General features: G+C 54.5%; 10 protein-coding genes. 8 read left to right on the forward strand and 2 right to left on the reverse strand.

Annotation, left to right across the window (positions count from 1 at the left end):
- From K1Y02_06085 to K1Y02_06100, 4 genes are all read left to right on the forward strand, one after another.
- The coding region (locus tag K1Y02_06085; GenBank protein MBX7255911.1) for a hypothetical protein at positions 1-677 on the forward strand (677 nt) is incomplete at its 5' end.
- A 219-nt stretch (positions 678-896) separates the two neighbouring features.
- Positions 897-1,670 carry an SDR family oxidoreductase gene (locus K1Y02_06090; protein MBX7255912.1) on the forward strand — a complete coding sequence of 258 codons (774 nt, stop codon included), beginning with the start codon at positions 897-899 and terminating at the stop codon, positions 1,668-1,670.
- 613 nt (positions 1,671-2,283) lie between these two features.
- Complete coding sequence (locus K1Y02_06095) at positions 2,284-6,492, forward strand: hypothetical protein (GenBank protein ID MBX7255913.1); 4,209 nt, start codon at positions 2,284-2,286, stop codon at positions 6,490-6,492.
- 562 nt (positions 6,493-7,054) lie between these two features.
- A complete protein-coding gene (locus tag K1Y02_06100) occupies positions 7,055-8,110 on the forward strand; it encodes a radical SAM protein (GenBank protein ID MBX7255914.1) in 1,056 nt (351 codons plus the stop codon).
- Here the strand turns inward: K1Y02_06100 and K1Y02_06105 are convergent.
- On the reverse strand, positions 8,092-8,742 hold the full coding sequence (locus tag K1Y02_06105) for a class I SAM-dependent methyltransferase (GenBank protein MBX7255915.1): 651 nt from the start codon (positions 8,740-8,742) through the stop codon (positions 8,092-8,094). The genes K1Y02_06100 and K1Y02_06105 overlap by 19 nt on opposite strands.
- Before the next feature lie 764 nt (positions 8,743-9,506).
- Between K1Y02_06105 and K1Y02_06110 the strand changes: the two genes are divergently transcribed.
- The 4 genes from K1Y02_06110 (at position 9,507) to K1Y02_06125 (ending at position 17,733) form a co-directional block, all read left to right on the forward strand.
- Positions 9,507-10,430: a hypothetical protein gene (locus tag K1Y02_06110; GenBank protein MBX7255916.1), complete on the forward strand. Its 924-nt coding sequence runs from the start codon at positions 9,507-9,509 to the stop codon at positions 10,428-10,430.
- A gap of 165 nt (positions 10,431-10,595) precedes the next feature.
- Positions 10,596-11,927: a hypothetical protein gene (locus K1Y02_06115; GenBank protein MBX7255917.1), complete on the forward strand. Its 1,332-nt coding sequence runs from the start codon at positions 10,596-10,598 to the stop codon at positions 11,925-11,927.
- Positions 11,924-12,967 (forward strand): hypothetical protein, encoded by a 1,044-nt coding sequence (locus K1Y02_06120; GenBank protein MBX7255918.1) that lies wholly within the window; start codon positions 11,924-11,926, stop codon positions 12,965-12,967. Before K1Y02_06115 ends, K1Y02_06120 begins: the two co-directional genes overlap by 4 nt.
- 287 nt (positions 12,968-13,254) lie before the next feature.
- On the forward strand, positions 13,255-17,733 hold the full coding sequence (locus tag K1Y02_06125; protein MBX7255919.1) for a DEAD/DEAH box helicase: 4,479 nt from the start codon (positions 13,255-13,257) through the stop codon (positions 17,731-17,733).
- A gap of 27 nt (positions 17,734-17,760) precedes the next feature.
- Here the strand turns inward: K1Y02_06125 and K1Y02_06130 are convergent, their stop codons facing one another.
- Entirely contained in the window at positions 17,761-19,719 is a 1,959-nt protein-coding gene (locus tag K1Y02_06130; GenBank protein ID MBX7255920.1) for a hypothetical protein, read from the reverse strand.
- Positions 19,720-19,844 lie beyond the last annotated feature (125 nt).

Genomic DNA, 19,844 nt, shown 5'->3' on the forward strand with positions numbered 1-19,844 from the left:
TTGCGTCGATCCTCCACAACATGCAGGTCTATTCCGAGGCATCCCGCGCCCTCCTCTACGCCACGAGCCAGATCGTCGACCTTCACCAGGGCGCGGAGAACCGCGGCCTGAAGGATGAAGAGAAGAAGTACGGCAAGCAGGCGGAACTGCTGACTCCGTTGGTGAAATACTACGCGACCGAGCTGGCAAACCGGATGGCGTACGACGCGATCCAGATCCACGGCGGCAACGGCTTCATGCGCGAGTATCCCGTGGAGCGCCTCTACCGCGACGCGCGCATCACGAACATTTACGAGGGCACCTCGCAAATCCAGCTGATCTGGGCCATCAGCCGTATTGTCCGGGGCGATATGGACGAACTCATCCAGGAAATCAGCGCGAAGCCGTTCGTCGAACCCGAACTGGTCGGGCTTGCGGAAAAGGCCAGCCAGTGCCGGAAGATGTTCGACGAGGTCGTGGTGTTCCTGCGCGCCAAAGAACCGGAATACCGGGAGTGGGTTGCCCGCCATGTCGTCGATATGGCGGCGGATGTGTACGCGTCCTACCTGCTGCTGCGCCAGGCCGAGAAGTGGGACTACAAGCGCGGCATCGCGCGCAAGTTCGTCAACGACGCGCTCCCGCGTTGTACGATGAACAAGGACTACGCGGTGAACGGCGAACTGGTCGGCGTGACGTGAGGTGTAGCGTCGGTTTACCCCGCGGAGCGGGGAAACCGAAATCGACCGGTAAATTTTCGTTTCCCCGGCTTTGCCGGGGTAAACGAACGCTACAGCTGGTCGAAAACCGGCACGATTCACGCCGGCGTTGCCTTCGGACGCTCATCCGATTATGGTAGGCCCCCTGTTTACAAACAGTGAGGTCATCGCATGCTTCCACAAGGGTCTACGTATGTCGTCATGGGTCTGCTCGACCCTGAATCCATTGCCTATGCAGTGGGCCAGTCCATCGTCCAGCACGGCGGGCGCGTGGTGTACACCATGCTCAACCCGACGATGAAGCAGCTCTTCCTGGACCGCAGCCCGAAGATCACCCAGGCCGAGCGCGATGCCCTGACCATCGAGTACTGCGACGTCACCAAGGAAGACGAGGTCAAACAGCTGTTCGAAAGGATCGGCCCGATCGACGGCGTGGTGCACTCCATCGCGTTCGCCAATCCGCGCACGCTGCTCGGCCAGGAGCTGCACACGCATGCGTTCGTCGACCTGAAGAATTCGTTCCACATCAGCTGCGTATCGCTCGCGACGGTCACTGAATTTGCCCAGCCGCAGATGCGGAACGGTGGATCCGTGGTGACCCTGACCTTCGCTTCGCAGCGGGCGTTCGTCTATTACAACTGGATGGGTGTGAACAAGGCGGCCCTGGAAGCGCTGGTCCGCGCGCTGGCGCGGCGCCACGGCAAGGACGCCGTGCGCGTGAACGCGGTTTCGGCCGGGCCGCTGGCGACAAAGGCCGCGACGACGATTCCGGGCTTCAACGAAATGGTGAACGGCTGGACCCGGGCCAGCCCGATTCCGTGGGACGTGTACAGCGACAAGGCCGAAGTGGCCAACATGGTGTTGTTGTTGCTGAGCCCGTACACGAAGAAGGTTACGGGCCAGGTGATTCACGTGGACGGGGGCTGGTCTGCGGTTGGAAACGACCTCCAGCCGTTTGAGCAACCGGGGCAGTAGTAGACGCCAGGATATTTTGGTATTGTGTTGGTGTAGGTGTTTAAGGTTCCCTGTCTCAAGTTTTTCGACCAAGGAGAGGTGGCTGAGTGGTCGATAGCGGCGGCTTGCTAATCGAAACTCGCTACGCGCGAATTCTCCAATGAAATCAATGCAATCCGCGATCGTGCCGTAAGTTGTCTCACCTTCCAAGTTCGCCCATTCTCGCCAGAAGAAACTTTAAATCGACCGTTAAACGGGGTTCGATTTGTGACAAAACGTTACCGTTTTTAGCTGCGGCTTTTCCGAGCCGTTGTTTTGACGCCATCATCGCCGCGAAAATTAAGGACAAAACGCATCGATCGGCTTTTGTGGCGTATTCCACGTGGAGGGATTGGGCAGATAATAGCGGAATCGGGAATATTGTAACGGCGCTGTCACGCCATCTTGGATGGCTGAGCGCGGTGACTCTTCGTGGTAACGCCTTTGTCACACCGTTTTCGATTCAAATGCGAATTGCTGCCCTGAAACCTTGCCGGGCTGTCGATCCTCCGCGTCATCGGCTACTTGGGATTTGCGCTGCGATCAGCTAAACTTCGCCGTTCATGATTTGGCCGCCCGCATTTGTGTGCGCAAAATGATCTATAACTGGAAACGATTCTGGTGCCCGCGCGAATCAAAGATCAACCTCGCGGATGACGGCTATCTCTGTGATCCCGACGACGAATTCGGACGTTACCTGAATCCCGACGCGAAAGACTACGCGTCCATCGCTGACACAGCTTGTCTAGTCATGCTCGGTGAACCGGGTATTGGCAAGTCACGTGTCGTGGATGAGGCAGCTGAAGGCGCAAGGCGCGCAGGTGTTCCCTTCATCAGTGAGAATCTACGCCAATTTGGGAGTGAGGATCGCCTTGTCGGAAGCGTCTTTCAATCCGACCTCTACACGAAGTGGTTGAAGGATGATTCCTTGCTCGAACTGTATCTCGACAGTCTCGACGAATGCCTGCTTCGCATCGGCACCGTGGTCCCGATCCTGGTTGATCAACTACGTACTGCTCCAGTGGACCGCCTGCGTCTTCGAATTTCCTGTCGCACGGCCGAATGGCCAGCGACCCTGGAAGAAGCCTTAATCAAATATTGGGGTAAGGATCGCTTCGCCGTGCGTGAACTCGTGCCTCTGCGTCGACAAGATGTGGTGGCCGCAGCCAAAGCAGAAGGACTTGAAACCGACCATTTCATGGAGGAGATTCAACGCGTTCGAGCTCAGCCACTTGCCATCAAGCCAGTTACCCTGCGGTTTCTGGTTAAGACCTACCAGCGCGACAAGCGTTTTCCGGATACTGAAGCCGACCTTTATCGGCAAGGCTGTCGAATCCTTTGCGAAGAATCCCAAGAACGGCGAGATAGCCGCGTGCCTTTTCAGCACGATCCGGATCAACGTTTTGAAGTCGCTAAGCGAATCGCGGCCGTCACGATATTCTCAAGCAAATATGCTGTGTGGACGGGCAATGACGAAGGCGATGTCCCCTCAGAAGACCTGACCGCTGACACCCTCGCGTTCGGCGTCGAAACAGCCAACGGCCGGGACTTTGCAGTTGACCGGACTGCTATCGACGAGGCGCTCGATACCGGTCTTTTTTCATCCAGGGGACTGCATCGTATGGGATGGGCACACCAGACGTATGCGGAATTTCTTGCCGCGGCTTATCTATTCGAAAATGGCATAGCACCAGAACAGGTCCTCGGACTATTGACTGATGAGGTGTCGGGTCAGGTCAAAGTCGTACCTCAATTGCACGAGGTGGCGGCGCGTAGCGCTGCTTTCAGTGTACAACTTTTTGACACGCTCATTCGGCATGATCCGATTGTGCTGTTACGAAGCGACGTAGCTACTGCCGATACCGCCCAGCGTGAGAAACTTGTGAAAGCGCTTCTTGATCTCTGCGAGCGAGGAGAACTCCATATTCGTCTCTTTGAATATCACGACAGGCTGCGGCATCTTGATTATCCGGGCTTGGCGAAGCAGCTACGCCCAATTGTTGTTGATCCGGCAGGAAATATCCATGCTCGCCTGCTGGCGCTTGAGATAGCCAGGGCGTGCGCTGTGTCTGACTTTGTGAGCGAACTACTAGCCATCGCCATTGACCACTCCGCGAGCATAGAGCTTCGCGTAATCGCTATCGACCTCCTTGGCGAGACAGCGGACGATGCCGTCAAATCCAAGTTGATCGAACTGGCCGAGCAGGCACCCGAAGATGCGGGCGGAAGAGTGCGTGGCTACGCATTGGAAGTTCTTTGGCCGCGCTATATTTCTGCCGAGAAGCTTTTCAGCCTGGTTGATACGCCGCCACCAGAACACGAGATCAACCGATACTCGATGTTCGTTTCCCGTGGAATAGTTAAACATCTACGCCCCGAAGACATCCCATGCGCGTTACGGTGGGTTATTCGACAGAAGTGGAGTCGACATGGCTTCCAACATGATTTTTCGAGGCTTCTCGATGGAATTCTTTTTGCGGCATGGGAGCATTTCGACATGCCGGACGTCCCACCCCTGCTCGCTCAGGCCATTCATGCCAGGCTCGTTATCGATCATGGACACCTTATGGATTCGACGGATCGCGAAGTTAAGGACTTCCTACATGACGCGAAGAAGCGCCGACGCTTGCTGAGTGAGTACGTACCGCTTTTGCGAGATCTGGGCCGTGAAGCCTTCTATCTTAACGAGGCGTCCATAGGAATGGCCCGGCCTGAGGATTTCCCGTGGTTGTTGGAGCAGATGGAGAAAGCTGCAAGTCCGACACTGGCCGCAGCCTGGGAGCGTTTGTGTCAAAGGTGCTACAATGTGTTCGATACGAGTCATACCGCCCTTGTCTTCGATCGTGCCTCTCAAAGCCCTCGAGTGCGCGAGGCATTCAAGTGGCTGTTCGTGACGATGGACCTTGATTCGCCTGAGGCGAAGGAAGGCCGGAAGGATTTCGAAGAGGCGCGTAAGTGGCGAAAGGAATCCAGCGAGGACACGCCCCTCATACCGCCCCTTGCTGAACGAATACCACTTTGGTTAAGCCGGTGCGAGGGTGAGGAACCAGGAATCTGGTGGCATTTAGCGAGGGAACTCACGCTCACGCCGGGTAGCCGTCAATACCGCGATGAGTGGGATGCCGATATAACAACATTCCCGGGATGGAAGTCGGCGGATGAGCCGACACGGGCAAGGATCGTCGCAGCCGCTAGACGGTACATTCTCCTGAGCGACGACCGCCGATATCGATGGCTGAAGGAACCCGGAACGCTCAGCATCGAGGCCAACGCGGGTTATCAGGCATTGCGTCTCCTTTTGAATTACGATCCCAACTTCGTGGCGAATTTGGATGGGCAAGCATGGGACAAATGGATAGCCGGCTTGCTGGATTGTCCGCTGAATCTGGGGAAGGAAGAGGCCGAAAAGCATCACGAGCCGCTCATTTCGATGGCCTACGCACGGTCGCCAAATTCTGTCATCGACATGGTGGAGACGCTCGTCTTACGCGAGGCGGCGCATAGCCGATATATCAATCGCATAAACAGAGTCGGGCATATCCTTGACTCGCGCATCAGCGAACGCCTCAGAGCGATGATAAGCGCCCGAGCTCTGGTCCCTGTCTGCGCAGGCCAAGTAGCTGCATTCTTAATCGAACACAACGATCGGGACTCTATACGTGACGTTTTGGACCTTCTCGATAAACCACTGCCTCAAAGTGGCGAAGACCGCGATTTTGCTCTAGCGTCTGCCGCAGCGCTCGGCACGGTCATGAATCCAGAACACTGGACCGTGCTTTGGCATGTGATACAACTTGATCAAGAGTTCGGTAGAGCACTGATCAGCAAGTGGGCGCATTCGCACCGGGACAATAGAGTTCTCGACGGGCTTACTGACAATCAATTGGCCGAGTTTTACATATGGGTGGTTCGCCAATTTCCATACAATGAAGATCCCCATCCAAAGGGCGCCCATACAGTTGAACCTCGAGAGCAGATTGCCCACTGGCGAGACAATTCCTTGCTTCAGATTCTGAAGCACCGCGGGAGTTTCTCGTCATGCGAAGCGCTGGCCACCGTACGGGATGCTCTGCCAGAAGCCGCGTGGTTGAACTACACTTTACAGGAAGCAGTAACTCTGACCCGGGCACGAAATTGGCAGCCATTGAAGCCGGAGCACGTATTGCGGCTCGTAATGGACCGCAACAGCCGGGTTGTCAGCAATGGTATTCAATTGCTCGCGGTGATTGTGGAGTCCCTGGGTCGGCTACAGACCGAATTGCATGGCGAGAATCCGTCAATCCGCGACGTCTGGGACTATAACCGTGCTGAGAAGACATGGCGTCCAATTGATGAAAACGCTTTATCCGACTACGTGGGACGCTTCCTTCGGCGAGACATAGGCGACCGGGGTATCGTCGTAAATCGAGAGGTTCATATCCGGCCGGGTCACGGGCAGCCCGGGGAAAGGACGGACATTCACGTAGATGCCGTATCGCAGACCCGGAGCGGTGTCTCCGATACCATTACTTGTATCGTCGAGGTAAAGGGATGCTGGCATCCTGAACTGGTGACAAGCATGAAAGCACAGCTTGTCGATAGGTACTTGCACAAGAACCAATGTCCTTATGGCTTGTATCTTATCGGCTGGTTCAAATGTGAATCATGGGATCTGAACGACGCGCGGAATGCGGCTACACCCGACTTGCATATCGATCAGGCGCGCAGCCAATTCGGCGAACAGGCGGTCGACTTCAGTGCGTCAAACCTTACGGTCATGTCTTTCGTGCTGGACCTAGGGCTGGGTAGGAATTCGGTGGAGTAACGCGAGTTACTCCCATTCATTGGACAGGATTATCGTGATATCAAGACGCGATAGAAGATCTGATCGGCGGAAGACTGCTCACAGCTTGTTACTACAACCCATTGATCATTGGTGATTTGCTGCCGATTCGTTGGGATCCCAAACACCGGAAGATTGGTTGCGCCTTGCAGCGAGTACAGGCGGTTTGATCGCGCAAATCATTCGATGCGCGTATTACAGGTCTAGGGTCGCGCTGCCTTTAAGCATTGCTATCTGGCGGTCAAGAGTGTAGTGCTATAAGCACAGTAGAAGTTCGCGTTCAAATACGAGAGGAGTCATGCGCATGAAAAAGGTAGCCAAAACAGCGATCAAGAAGTTCGTCAAGGTCATTGTAACCGACAAACCTTCGACTCCCAAGACGACTAATGGCGTTAAGATGAATTGCTGAGCCAATCGGCTTCGCAATCCATTTCGTAGTCACCCGCGACGCCCCAAGGTGGCTGTCGACGTAATGATATGTTCGCGGGCATGACCTTTTCCAGGGTCGCCTATTTGGGGACAAGTGGGAGATGCGGGATTGGTCATGGAGATTTTGCGCAAGATAGGGCGGTTCGAACTACTGGTTGATTCCAGCGAAGCCTGCGGCATATCACTGGAGGAGGCCGCCGTAGCGCATCTTGGCACCGCAGAACGTTCAACCCTCAGCAAGCGCGAGATTCTCAATATTCTTGCGAGAGATGATGAGTATTACCCCCTGACTCTGCGGTGGGAGCTTCTCGATTTCTGCAATTTTTCCTGTCCATTCTGCTACATAGTCGGCCATTCATTCAACAAAGCCGTCCGTTTCTCGGAAATACAGACCCACATCGAGGACCTAATAGACGCGGGGCTGCTATTTTGTACGCTAACCGGCGGCGAGGTCACGCAGCACCCCGACTTCCATGCACTCTACCGTTTTCTAAAGGAACACGGGGTCATCGTCGAAGTATTCACGAATGGCCTTGCAATCACCGACGAGCTCATCCAGCTATTTCGAACTTATCCGCCAGTTGCAGTCGAAGTGTCGCTATATTCCCTGAACAGCGAGAAATTACACGAAGTCTACCGAGTCCGGGGTCAGCAACCCGCAGAGACGATTCTCAACAATGTCCTTTTGATGGACCGAGCTGGCGTGAATGTCGTCTGCAAGACATTCGTAAATACTGTGACCCAGGGTGATGTGGACGACATTGCACGGTGGTGCGCAGAGCGCGGGATCAAGCACTATACGTCATCTGAGATTACCCAGGCATACGACGGGACGAATCTCAGTCAATTTGCCCTGACAACTCCCCACCTATCACGCGCAGAGCCGAAGTCTGTTATTTGCATGTCATGCGGCACAAAGAACTACGGCAGTGCAATCAATTCCGCTTTCCAGATTTTCCCCTGTCCGGCAATCAACCTCAAAGACTGCACCTTTGACGTGAGGCAACTTGGCGTGGACGAGTCGCTTCGGCGAATAAAGTCATTCATGCGCCGCTTTCAAGATACGGAAATCAGACGCAGCAAGTCCGGGTCGGGATGCGCCACGTGCATTGCCTACGCGAAGCCTAAACGCAACGAGGCCGGAGAAATCATCTACTTCGAGCACGCCTGAGTATCTTGCGATTTCTCGGCGATGATGACCATCTTCTTTGAATTCCACATCATTGGCGTCGCATACCAGTCAGCGAATATGCGTGCAATCCGAAACCCTGCGCCGGCAAGTAGCGCCTTGATTTCCGAGTAGTTGTACAGTCGCATTGAAAACGGTGCGTGCGTAGTCCGACCATTTCGCATGTACACTCGTTCATTTGTCATCCGACCGGTTTCCACATCGAACGTCAGCCGGTCGAGCAAGAAGTTGCCATCCCGCTCAAGGATATGATCAGGCTGGAAGTCCACAAATATCGTGTCGCGATTTATGATGTCGAAACAGAATAGACCCGCCGGCTTAAGCGCCCTGTTTATGCGATTGAATAATTGGCAATCAACTTCTTCAGAAGCCAGGCCGAACACTGTGTTTAGCAGGATCGCCCGGTCAAATTCCGCATCAAACTCAATTTGATGGATGTCCGCGGTGATATATTCTGCGTTATCAATGCCGAGCGATTGAACCTGATCCCGTGCAAGGTTTATGAATGCAGCACTGCGATCCACCCCAACAACGCGAAGCGCATCAGTCGCCAGTGCGTTACCATGCCGTCCGTGCCCGCAAGCAAGATCGAGCAACGACGTTTGGTGATTCACTTCGAGGTGCTCTCGAATGAAGGCTGCCTCTTGTCGCGTCTTTTCCTCAGTGAGAAACTGCTCGGCGTGAAAGTATAGGTAGTTGTCCACCTCGAATAGATTGTCGAGGTCGTTTGCGGGATTCCGGGCTCTTGGTGCATCCACGGTCTATATTCCTTCAATTGTCCAGACCAGCCGAAGCTACGCATGAATGCGAGCCCTCGTCAGTCATCAATATTGGATAGTTTCCATTCGCCTTAATCAATTCAACTTTAATGGCTTTCGAACTACTCGGCTACGTCGGCCACGCGGGCTCTCGCAGCACAATAGGCCAGTTCATATGGGCGATATTAGCCTTTGCAGCTGCCAGAGCCGCACTGTCCGCACTGCCCCTGCAATTTGCACCACAGTTGTCGACCAGAGGACGTGCTTTGAAAGGCAGTCGTGCTTGCAGGGAGACCACGGACGCGAACATGCTACGCCTCATGGATTAACCGCGCGCACTTGCATTATTCAAAACACCCGACTACAAACGAAACGAGGAGAAGCGCTGATCGAACAATTGTTTGGTCAGACACGATATGGCCTGCGCAAAGCCACCCAAACCAGAACATATGACGCCGCCTAGGGCTTTGGCCAATCCCACTGTCAGCCTCGCACAAAACTGCCTGACAGAGGTTCTCGCTGCTATTGATCGTTTGAGGCCAGGGCCGGATTTTTCAAGACAACTTGAGCGTGCGAAATCCAGCGTCGAACGAGCACTTCTAGAAGTCGTCGGCGATGACGTGAAACAGCAGCTCCGCGATCGGCTTCGTCACTTGGAGTCTCAAGCGACGCAAGTGCTGCAGTCTGCCGACCAGTCGCCCACGATCAAACCGGATGAACCACCCCCCGCCCCGGCTTCCGTCACACCAGGGGCAACAGCCGCTCGCGCCATCGCACCGGTCATTTGTGAAGCCCTGACGAACCCCAACCATCTCATGCATCGGTCAGTTTCCGAGAGACTTTTGAAGTACGTCGACACCAACCGGGAGCTGACACAGACGTACAAAGAGCAGTTACCCAAAGACATCGCGGAAGTCCTGCGAATCGCCCCCACCGCGTTGGGATTATACAAGGAAGCCACTAACCGAGGGCAGCGCCACCCCCTTTCGTCGCAAGGGAAACTGGGCAGAGGAACCGGAACAGCTTACGAGATCATGGGGACGGCGGCACTAATTCGCAAATCGGCCCGAGCAACGGGGAAGCCTGATTCGCCGTTGTACATCTCTCCGAGAGATTCGCTCGATTTCGGGATCAAATTGCAGGCGAGCTATGCTGACGACGAACGGAAATTATTCCACAGCCGGAAAACGATAGAAGCAGATCTACTCATATCGAGGCCGCCGCCTCAACCCAACCGGTTGCTCGAACCACACCGAGAGATCGCCGTGGACTTCAAGCATGTGAAACACGGGAAGAGTTACTCTGACAAGGATGGGGAACAGAAGACCAAGGAAGGAACCTCCTCCCTGGCGAAACAGCTCAAGGGCGTGGCAAGCGCACTAAAAACAGAAGAGATTCATGAGTTTCACTTCGTTTCCAACGGGCACTTCAGTGAGTCTTTCCGTCGCGCCGTCGACAATGCCAACAGCGAACTGATTGCTTATGGATGCAAGCCGATACTTCTCCATGAACACGTCATTGCCGAACAGTGTAAGCCGACCTGACACATCACTCCGCCCATGAACCTCGACCACAGTTACGAAGAGCACTGCGCATCACGTGATCTTGTGCCGCCGCCTCAGCTTGCGGAGTTCATGCAATCCGAAATTGCGCCATCGCTTAGCAGCATCCTGTATGGGCCCAATACATCTGCGCCAGGAACGCGTAGCTTGTCTTCTGCAATGGCCCTGCTGGATGACAGCGCTCACCAGCCGCCTGCCAATCTTCTACCGCTTGCCCAAATTGACGAGCTATCGATCGCGTGCGTGATCTGCGACTCCGCATCAGATCCGGGAATGCCCGGCGCGGGCCAGGTCATCAGATGGCATCTCGCGGCAATTCCGGCCACTGCACAGGGAGCTCTCATAGATACAGACCCCGTATCGTATTTGAGTTCTTTGGGCGAAGAATTGGATGACCGTGAAAAGGCGCTACCAATGCTGCGCGACATCGCTACTCGATATCAGGAGCAATACGTTGCTCACGGCAGACTTCCCCGAGGATGGGTCGAACGCCCAGTACAGCTTGCATGCCAAAATGTGATTATCGGGTTATCTGCCTTTGCTCATGATGCGGCCTTTGACGGCCTGCGAGTTCCTGCATTCTTGACTTGCGAGGTTCCACACCTCGCCACTCATGAAGGGAACCGCGCGTTGTGTGCTTTGATGTTGTGCGACGCATATCAAAACGGCGGGACCATGGAGATTCGATTTGGAACGAGACACCGCTCGCGCACCATACCCCCCGCCCTGAAACGCTATGCGAGGACTCACGGTATTCTCCTTGGGAGTGAAGATCCCTGCGCAATTTTGCCCGCAGAATCCCGCGAGCTATTTCTTGCTTCAACGCCGATGCCGGATGAGCTCTGGGCACGTGCAGTGGACCTTATGGACCGAGGCCTACTGACACCCGAACGAATCTGCCACACACTGCTCACGCCCATTTGGAGTGCGATCGAACTTGATTATATTCTCGCAGTCTCATCTCGCGCCGCAAGTATTCTGGCTGGCGGTTCGTCGGCTGAGTTGAGACGCACTCGCCTTGTCGAACAGGAAGTTGCCCGGGCCGCACTGATGGCAGGTATGCTGTATCGCCGCGTAAGCATAGCAGATCGGAGTCACAACGCCACAGTTGCCACGGTGCATGAGGATACACGCACCAATGTCAATTGGAGCATCGATCAGGACCGTGGGTACATCCTCTTCAGCGGTCTGGATCGTGCCCTTCTGCCCTGGCTTGATCGCGAGCACGCGCAGCCCGTAATCGACCTGGGCAGTGGGCTAGCTGTCATACCTCGCGCGCTTCCCACTCCTGTCGATTGGACCTTAGCCAGATCGCTTCAGCACGGGGCAGCCGCAATTGCATCAGCCTTGCTTGTACCCAAAGATGTTGCGGCATCCGTCCCTGCTGATATTGCAGTCTTGATCTGTCCCGACCGGCTTGCGGAAATCGACATCGAAGTGGAGAGACGGATGCAGCGAGCGAGGACTAGTCGTTCATGAGCAGAGAATCGCGAACATTTGTTCGAATCCCCGAGTCCCAAGCGCCACGTGTTCTCGAATTAGCGGATCAGGCTCTTCAAGCGCTTGCACGATCAGCCAAACAACTGCCGGGCGAGCGCACCGAAGCACTCAGATTTGAGGCGATTCACGCCTCGATTGACCAAATAGCGATATCTGCTCTTGGTAATAACGCGCCGTTTGAATTCGCTCCTCGTGATGATGCAAGTGCCCTTATGCCTGGGCCTACAGTCATAGGTCCCGGCTTTACGCATTCTGCATCAACGACTGAAAAGATTGAGCGTTGGATCCGCGAAGGCGCAGTTGTCGTTGAGTTGCGATTGCCGCATGGCCCGGGCGCAACAATACCCGCAGGAACTCAAGGTGCTGGACCACCCAAACCAGCGGAGCGATGGACCAGCTCATATCGACGAGACGTCGATGCTATTCAGGAGCGATTTCGGCATCACTTGGCGGTAGCCACCCACAAGGGCCCCAACGACTCTCACAGTGCCGCGCTGTATCCAAGCGGCATCCCTAATCGCATTTTAACTGAATCGCTCCGTGAGTTTGCAGATTCAGTCCCCGGAATATCTCGCGTTGATGTGCCAGTAATCTACAGAGATCAGTCGAGGGGACGCCCATTCCCACTTCGCTCTCTGGTACTGAGCGACTCTATTCCCGCCCACTGGCGTAAATTGCGCTTTACGCTCATATCCATTCGGCATGTGGAAATGGATGCCATAGTCGATGGCGCTTGGCTGAGAAACGTCAAGATCAGCAGGTCCCGGCCGGCAGGATTGACTGATGACATCGTCTATGAGCTGTCTCTGCGCCAGCTGAGCTTTCTGACGGCTCAGCAACCGACAGTGATAGCGATGTACCAAACGGGTCTTGAGACCGCTGTTGTTGGTTTCTATCGCGCGGTTACTGAGCATCTTATTCATCACCCCAATTCATTATGTGTCGTGCCACATTACTACCAGTCGGTTGGTGACTTTGCTCGCGGGCACGCGTGGACAACAACGGGGGCGTCTTCGTGACTCGCGGCACTGTTACCACCACGGTATGGCAGGCTGGGTGCAAGGACTGCGAGGCCGAACGTCTCGCATCGGGGCAAGCGCACGCTTCACCGCCTTTTGAATATTCAGCCGATTGGGCTCAGCGCAATCTCGAGCGCGGTAACACTCGCTCAGATCGATGCGAAAGGCACCGCCGCGAACACCGACGCAACATACAGTCAATTGCGGTTGCATATGTGGACCTCCAGACTATCGGTATAGTGCCGGACCGTTCAGACCCAAAAGGCCCGCTCGGTGGATTAGGCCCATTGCCAACCGATCACGTCAAAGCCGCGCATGAATGCGACTTATCACCGTTTGCTTTTGGAATGACCGATTCGGACATCCTCTCCCTGCTAGACGGCCTGAAGCAACGCCAAGTCGCCGTAGTTGAAGCTGGAACGGGTACAGGAAAGTCTACATTCATGCCGTTCAGATTAATGACTCCACCAGAAGGCGCGAATCTATCGCTTACGTCCTTTGGTCCCATTGTTGTCACGGAACCACGGAAGGCAGCAGCAATAGGCGTCGCCGCATTTGTTGGTGAAAGTCTTTGCTTTGGACATGATAGCCGGACTTGCCTACACCATATAGGCCCTGGTTATCCCGTCGGCTACCAAGTCAGTGGAGACAAAAAGTGGGACTCCGCATGCCAGCTCGTATATGTCACCGATGGGACCATGATAAATTGGGTAAGGGACGGATCTCTTGCCTCTATTGGTACAGTCATTATTGATGAGGCTCACGAACGAAGCGAAAACATCGATATCATTCTCGCTCAGCTACGCGCACAGCTCCATCGGTATCCCCACCTACGCGTCATTATAACGTCCGCAACTCTCGATAAGGACTTCTTCATTGAATATTTCGGTGGGCGTGATGTTGTCCATCACCTACATGTCCCGGCTCAGAAGCTATTTGGCTATGGAGTTCCCTTTTTTCTCGGACTGGACATCTCTGACTCTCTTATCAACGACGGACTTTCCCTCAAGAACGAACACGAGACGAATCCTGACGCAGAATCGGAGCGTTTCAGTGGCTGGCCACAATCGAACACGGCATCCAATGGCCATGCGCCGTTTGAGGATCTAAATGCCTTCACACGTAAGCTGTCAGCACTGCCACGCCCGCAGGAAATGCCTATAGAGCAATGGCGCGAACTCATGCCAACGGCTGTCGCAGAACAAGTCGTTACATTGGCTTTAGGCACCAATCAGGGCGATATACTCGCCTTCTTGCCCACTACGGACACGATCAACTTTGCGGTGGAAACCATCAAGGCCCGCCTAGAAGCACGCGCAAGAGATTTTGATGTCTACCCCCTCCTGGCGACAACCCCTGCCGTTATCCGTGACCGGGCACTTGAAGCACGAAAGATCGGCGCTAAGCGAAAAATAGTCGTCTCATCAAATCTTGCGGAAACATCCCTGACGGTTAAAGGGGTCCGCTTTGTAGTGGACTCGGGGCTCATATGCCAATCGGAATGGGATCCAGAACTCGCGAGGGAATCTTTCCCGACAAAACCACACAGCCAATCCGGTGTTCGCCAAAGATGGGGCAGAGTTGGCCGCGACGCCCCAGGTTGGGTGTTCCCCCTTTACACGGTTGAACAGTACATGTCGCTGCCGAAGGACACGCCCCCCGGTTCAACACAGACGAACCTAGAGACCTTCTCGATGAAACTCCTATCAGCGGGTCTCGATCTTGATCGAGTGTCCCTGCCGGCGAACTTCTCGCATCCAAATATAGTCCGAGATATCAACGCCCAGCAAAGCTGCGACACATTCACCAAGGAATTGATTCGAGCCAAGTCGGCTCTCGTGTCGTCGGGGGCCGTGGACAGTGACGGACACCTTACTGATTTTGGCCGCGACTTAGATCGATTCCCCGGATCAGGGTCCAGAGCAATTGCCGTGATGCTCGCTGATCAGTTGGGATGTATCCATGAAGTGGCATTTGCTCTGGCAATCCTCGCGGATGGGAAGCTGGTTGGCGGCGACAACGGTCTTTTTCGTTTTGATCGCGCATGGCCGACATCATGGCGCATTCATGCCGCGAGATGTCATCGGGCGCTGGCAATTGGCTGCGTCGATGACCTTGAGCTCGTAATTCGAGTCGCTTCCGAGTGGCAAACCGCCAGGGATCGGAAGTTGTATTGCGATACTTGGTGGCTCAATTCCCAAGCATTGTCCGACGCGTTTGAGTCAGTCGACCAGACATTGCTCACGTTGTCGCCAGCCATGAAGAGTCAGGCTACGCGCACGCTGCTGCCATCGCTAGCCAATCGAGCTCGAGCCGTGCTGAATCGTGCAATGATTGGGCACAGATACGATCGAGTCGAGGACAAGATCTACAAGCGACAAGAAGATGACATTTCGCAGGCAGTTGCCCTGGATCGCAGCTGCCTCATAGAGAATCCTGCCGATTCAATAATCGCTTTGAATCGATTTCGCCTAGATCCAGAAAGGGATGGCTCAGAGCGCCTTCCGGTCATTGGCAACATTGTTCTCGTCGTGCCTTGGGCTCTCGGTAGCGAAGTCGATGTGCATACACAAGGTCTCGCACTTGCGGTAGCTGTCGCGTCTCGCTCACATCGTGACTCTTCGGATGCACTGATTCCGGCGCCCGACACGACACAATATGCCCGCCGTAGGTTTCCCGTGGGTACATTGGCCGATCTGCGCCCCTTGCCAAATAGCGAGCAAGGAGACCAAACGCTGTATCTGGAAAACGCATCGCAACCTTTTCTGTTCTCAGATGTCTCTGCGGCAGTGAGTGACCGAGACGCGGGATTGCGCCTCACAACGGAAAGACCGGGAATGCGATCCGGTTTTGACGCCGATTGGGACCCGTTCAAGCATACAGAGCCAGAAGAACCGCCCGAGGAAACCGAGCAGCGAGTTCTCGACGTGCGCGCGATGGAGACAAATGACAATTATGAGCGAAGGGCTACTCGCCGGCCCGTGTTGCGCGAAACCGAGGCCAGAGATCGCTTGCTATCATGTCCAGCTACGAAGGCAGTCCTGCTACCATTTGACAATCGTGAACTGACGGCCGGGAATCGCGCCGAGGTCATTGGGTACAAGGTGATTGATGGAACCACCGTGGCTCTGGTCATCGACACCTTTGCACCAGGATTATCAAGACGCGACATAGATACTCATAGTGACCTCAAATTTTGGGATGAACTACAGCTTGAAGTGCGAGGGCTTGTGCCAGACCACGAACGCGACTGCGTTGAATTCAGGCGAGTCGATCAGCGCGGGAGGTTCTTTTTGATCGGGACAGGTACCGGTATCAACCCGTATGACCGCGACTTCGTTCGCAGGCTTATCCCTGGAACAACCATCACCGCCCGGGTTGTACCAGATCTATTTAGCGGCGACCATGTCACAGTGACATTCGTCGAGACGGCCAGAAAGCATCTCGAATCAGCTACGGCGATACCAAACACGTCATCCAATTCGCCGCTGCCCCAGCCACTTCACGCTGCTATCGTCGAGCCTCCCAATCAGTGGCAGAAGCTTGTAGTCGAGCTCGAACATCGCGACACGGCAAGCGGAATCTCGCACCGTTTCGATGTCTGGAAGGGACTGATTTCAAGATATAATGCACTTTCGTGCGATGTTGGGCAGCGGCTTCAAGTAACGCTAGGAATAGATGACGGCATGAGACAACGACACGCACTTTCCCTTCCCTCGCCCCTACCGGTCGCGATGATTGACAAATACAAGGCGATAGTTCGAGTCGAGAACGATCAACTGCGTGTCTTGAATGCCCCTCTTCCCGAGGCTCTTGCCGATGACCTTGCCGCTATTGATCACAGCGAGGAATGGCAAAGAGCCGTATGGCGTTTCTATTCGGGCAGCTTTCACCTTGCGGTGATCGAGGTGCGTCCAATACCCATTCAAAGCGCAGTGGACTTTCCACGAGCATTGGTAGGTCTTCTTAAATCACGAGCTTCGCGAATCTCGCGCGATCATGGGGTTTCCTTGGAAATTGGCTCATCACGAGTCACGATTGTTGGCTTCAGCCAACCGGACATCGAAGGCGCAGAAGCCGACATTGCCGCACTTGCAATGACGCCATACGTCCTTGCTGCACTGCCCCCAGGGTCAGCAGGCAAAGTAATCGGCAAAAGCGGCGTAACTATAAAGCGACTTCAAGACATGACGGATGTCCTCAGCGTATCTGTGGAGGATGACGAACTAGCAGTGGCTGGCAGTACCCCGGAAGCAGTGCGTGCGGTTATTGCTGATGTACGAACTATGACCACCGTGGTGGTGGGAAGTATGTCTGTACCCGATGGCAAATCGGGGCTGCTCATTGGGAGACAAGGAGAGACAATCAAACAGCTGCGCACGGCGACCGGATGCCGGGCAAACAACTCGGACAGGAGTTCAGTCTGGACAATTGAGGGCCCCTCCGATGCGGCAGTTGAGGCATTCTTTCAGTTAGCCGCACAGAAAGTCTATGGCACAACAGGTCGCATTGTTCAGAGGCGCACGCTGACATTGCTGGAGGATGCTACGAAGCCTAAGCCCCCAAAGAGGATCATGCCTTCCTCGGTTTCTACACAGAGATCGTCAGTGAAAGCTGCTGTCCAGAAAGCTGCTCCACAAGAGGTCGGGACGCGTTCACACCAGGAAACGTCAGCACACGAGGCTCAGTCCGCGAAGGGTGCTTCACCCGATTCGGCGGGCGTGGTATCACGCCTTCTTCGATACCTCCGCGACATTGTTTCTTAGGCTTACACTGAGTGGATGTTCTACTCGCTATTCGTAAAAGACGGGTGAACCCCAGTTGCGAATATCGACTGGCTTGCACTCGCGTAGGCTGTCCAAAGAGCTGCAAAATGCTTCGAAATATGACGCGCCTGCGCAAAGCCGTGCTACCAAATCGAGCCCATAATCCATGGCCACTTCGTCATCCACTGGCCAAAGGTGAGTTATGATCGCCTGGTCGTTACTCGCGAGCATTGGGCCGATGCCGACCTTTGCGGGAGCGTTTGATATTAACGCCTTCCCCCCAAAACAGAAGTTAAAGACCACTAATCTACGCTGCGCATTCTTCTTTCTTTTCAAGAGCTCTTTCGCGCAAATCCACTTCGGTGAAGTGGAACCGACTTGCAGCTCGGATAAATCCGGCCTGTCGAAATTGTAATTGCCATGTCCGGCGATCCACAAAAGATCGATCTCTGGATTTGCGAAAGCGCCAAGGAACTCGTCGTGCGTGCAATTCGCTTCGCATCGCGACATGGTATCCACACCGTAATTTGTCAATGCTCCCGAAACCAATGGCACTTCATGTTTAGCCCATCGCGTACCGCATCCCCACACCAGAGCGCGTCTTAACGTACGATCTTGCAGCGGTAGTTCAAAACTAGTAATCAGTGGCCAGCACAGTCCAATCTCCTTTTGCAGAATTGCCTGCGTAGGTAACGGCAAAAAGGGGAAATGTAGCATTGCGGTACTGGTTTGTATGCTTGCCTTCGCTTTTAGCTGCGCCGTCGCGTGGAATTCTTGAATTGCATTTTCCCAATCTTTGAGTGGCGCAACGATTGGCAATGTCCCCTCCGGCTTGGCTTTCAAGATTGGGCCGTTAGGGCCTTGGGTCGTAACATTTAGTCCCAAGCAATCGTTGGTCAGCCCAATTACTCGCGCATGTAGCGAGCCTCGATCGTCCTCAAATAGGCATACATTGCCAGGTGTCGCGAAAAGAGAGCCCTTTTCATGGGAGGGGATGTGGATTAGGCAACTGTCTTGCCGCACCTGAGTTCGGGGCAGCCCGAACCAGACGGCCAAGAGAGTAAGAATTGAATGTACATCCCCGTCGTTCGCCAGCGCGACAATTGCCGGGGTCAGCATGTCACACAATCTGGATTGATTTACGGCTTCTAGTAGTGGGTCATGACCAGCGAGGTATTCTCCTGCTCTCATTTCATCAATTGCGACTAGTAATTCTTCATATTTCTGGCTTCTTTCTAACCGAGAAGCGATGATCGAAGCGAGTAGCTGGACACGTTCACGAGGTTCCAATGCCTCTGAGTATTGCGACAGCGTACGTCGCGCCCATTCAATCGTCGGAATACCGGTCCGCGCGCCCATCTTGGTGGAAAGCGTTACTCCCGCCATCGCCTTGCTTCTGGTCGACCTGATAGGGCTTTCGAAGATTGACCAAATGAGAGTGGCCATTCCTCCGGCGCTTGGATGGTCAAAGATATCGGCCCAGTTCCCCAAACAGCAAACGGCTTTGGTGCGCTCAATCTCTGCCTCAGCCGGAAGGTTGGACGGATCACGGCAAAGCACTGATAGTGCAGTAGGCTGAAAGCGTGAGGCCATTTCCTGAAGTGCGGAATATTTGCGCACATAGTAGTACACTGCGCAAATCCAGCTGATCATAACACTATCGGCATATCCGCGAATTGCTGGCCTTGGAGACGCAAAGAACTCTGCGATGTCCTGCGGCCCGAGCTCAAATTGACCGCCTGCTTCGCTTTGGCTGCCTCCAATCCCAACGGAAGCCACCAACATGTCATGAGCTATTCGGAAATGGCCCCCGCTCAGGAAGTATTGTGCAAATAGCGTACTTACGAAGACGCGAAAAAAGGCTGCGTCTGCTAAATGCCCCAGGTCTGCCTTGTCCCGTATGTCATCAATGAGTGCTCTCGCGAGGCGTTCAGCTCCGGTCGGAGCCTGCAGCCAAACGGAAGCACCAATTTCCTCTTGAAACAACTCCGTTACGCACTCCATGCACGTGTCTGTGCACCAGGAGTCACATATTTGCCAGCGAGGGTCCGTTGGTATCGCAGTATTCTCATACCACTTGGGAAACAGGTCCCGAATCTGTTTACTAGAAC

The sequence above is a fragment of the Candidatus Hydrogenedentota bacterium genome, from assembly GCA_019695095.1.
GTDB lineage: Bacteria > Hydrogenedentota > Hydrogenedentia > Hydrogenedentales > SLHB01 > JAIBAQ01.

What these genes read in the sequence shown, in the direction of transcription:
- K1Y02_06095 (MBX7255913.1), top strand. Translation starts at nt 2,284, where the DNA reads ATGATCTATAACTGGAAACGATTCTGGTGCCCGCGCGAATCAAAGATC.
- K1Y02_06100 (MBX7255914.1), top strand. Translation starts at nt 7,055, where the DNA reads ATGGAGATTTTGCGCAAGATAGGGCGGTTCGAACTACTGGTTGATTCC.
- K1Y02_06090 (MBX7255912.1), top strand. Translation starts at nt 897, where the DNA reads ATGGGTCTGCTCGACCCTGAATCCATTGCCTATGCAGTGGGCCAGTCC.
- K1Y02_06120 (MBX7255918.1), top strand. Translation starts at nt 11,924, where the DNA reads ATGAGCAGAGAATCGCGAACATTTGTTCGAATCCCCGAGTCCCAAGCG.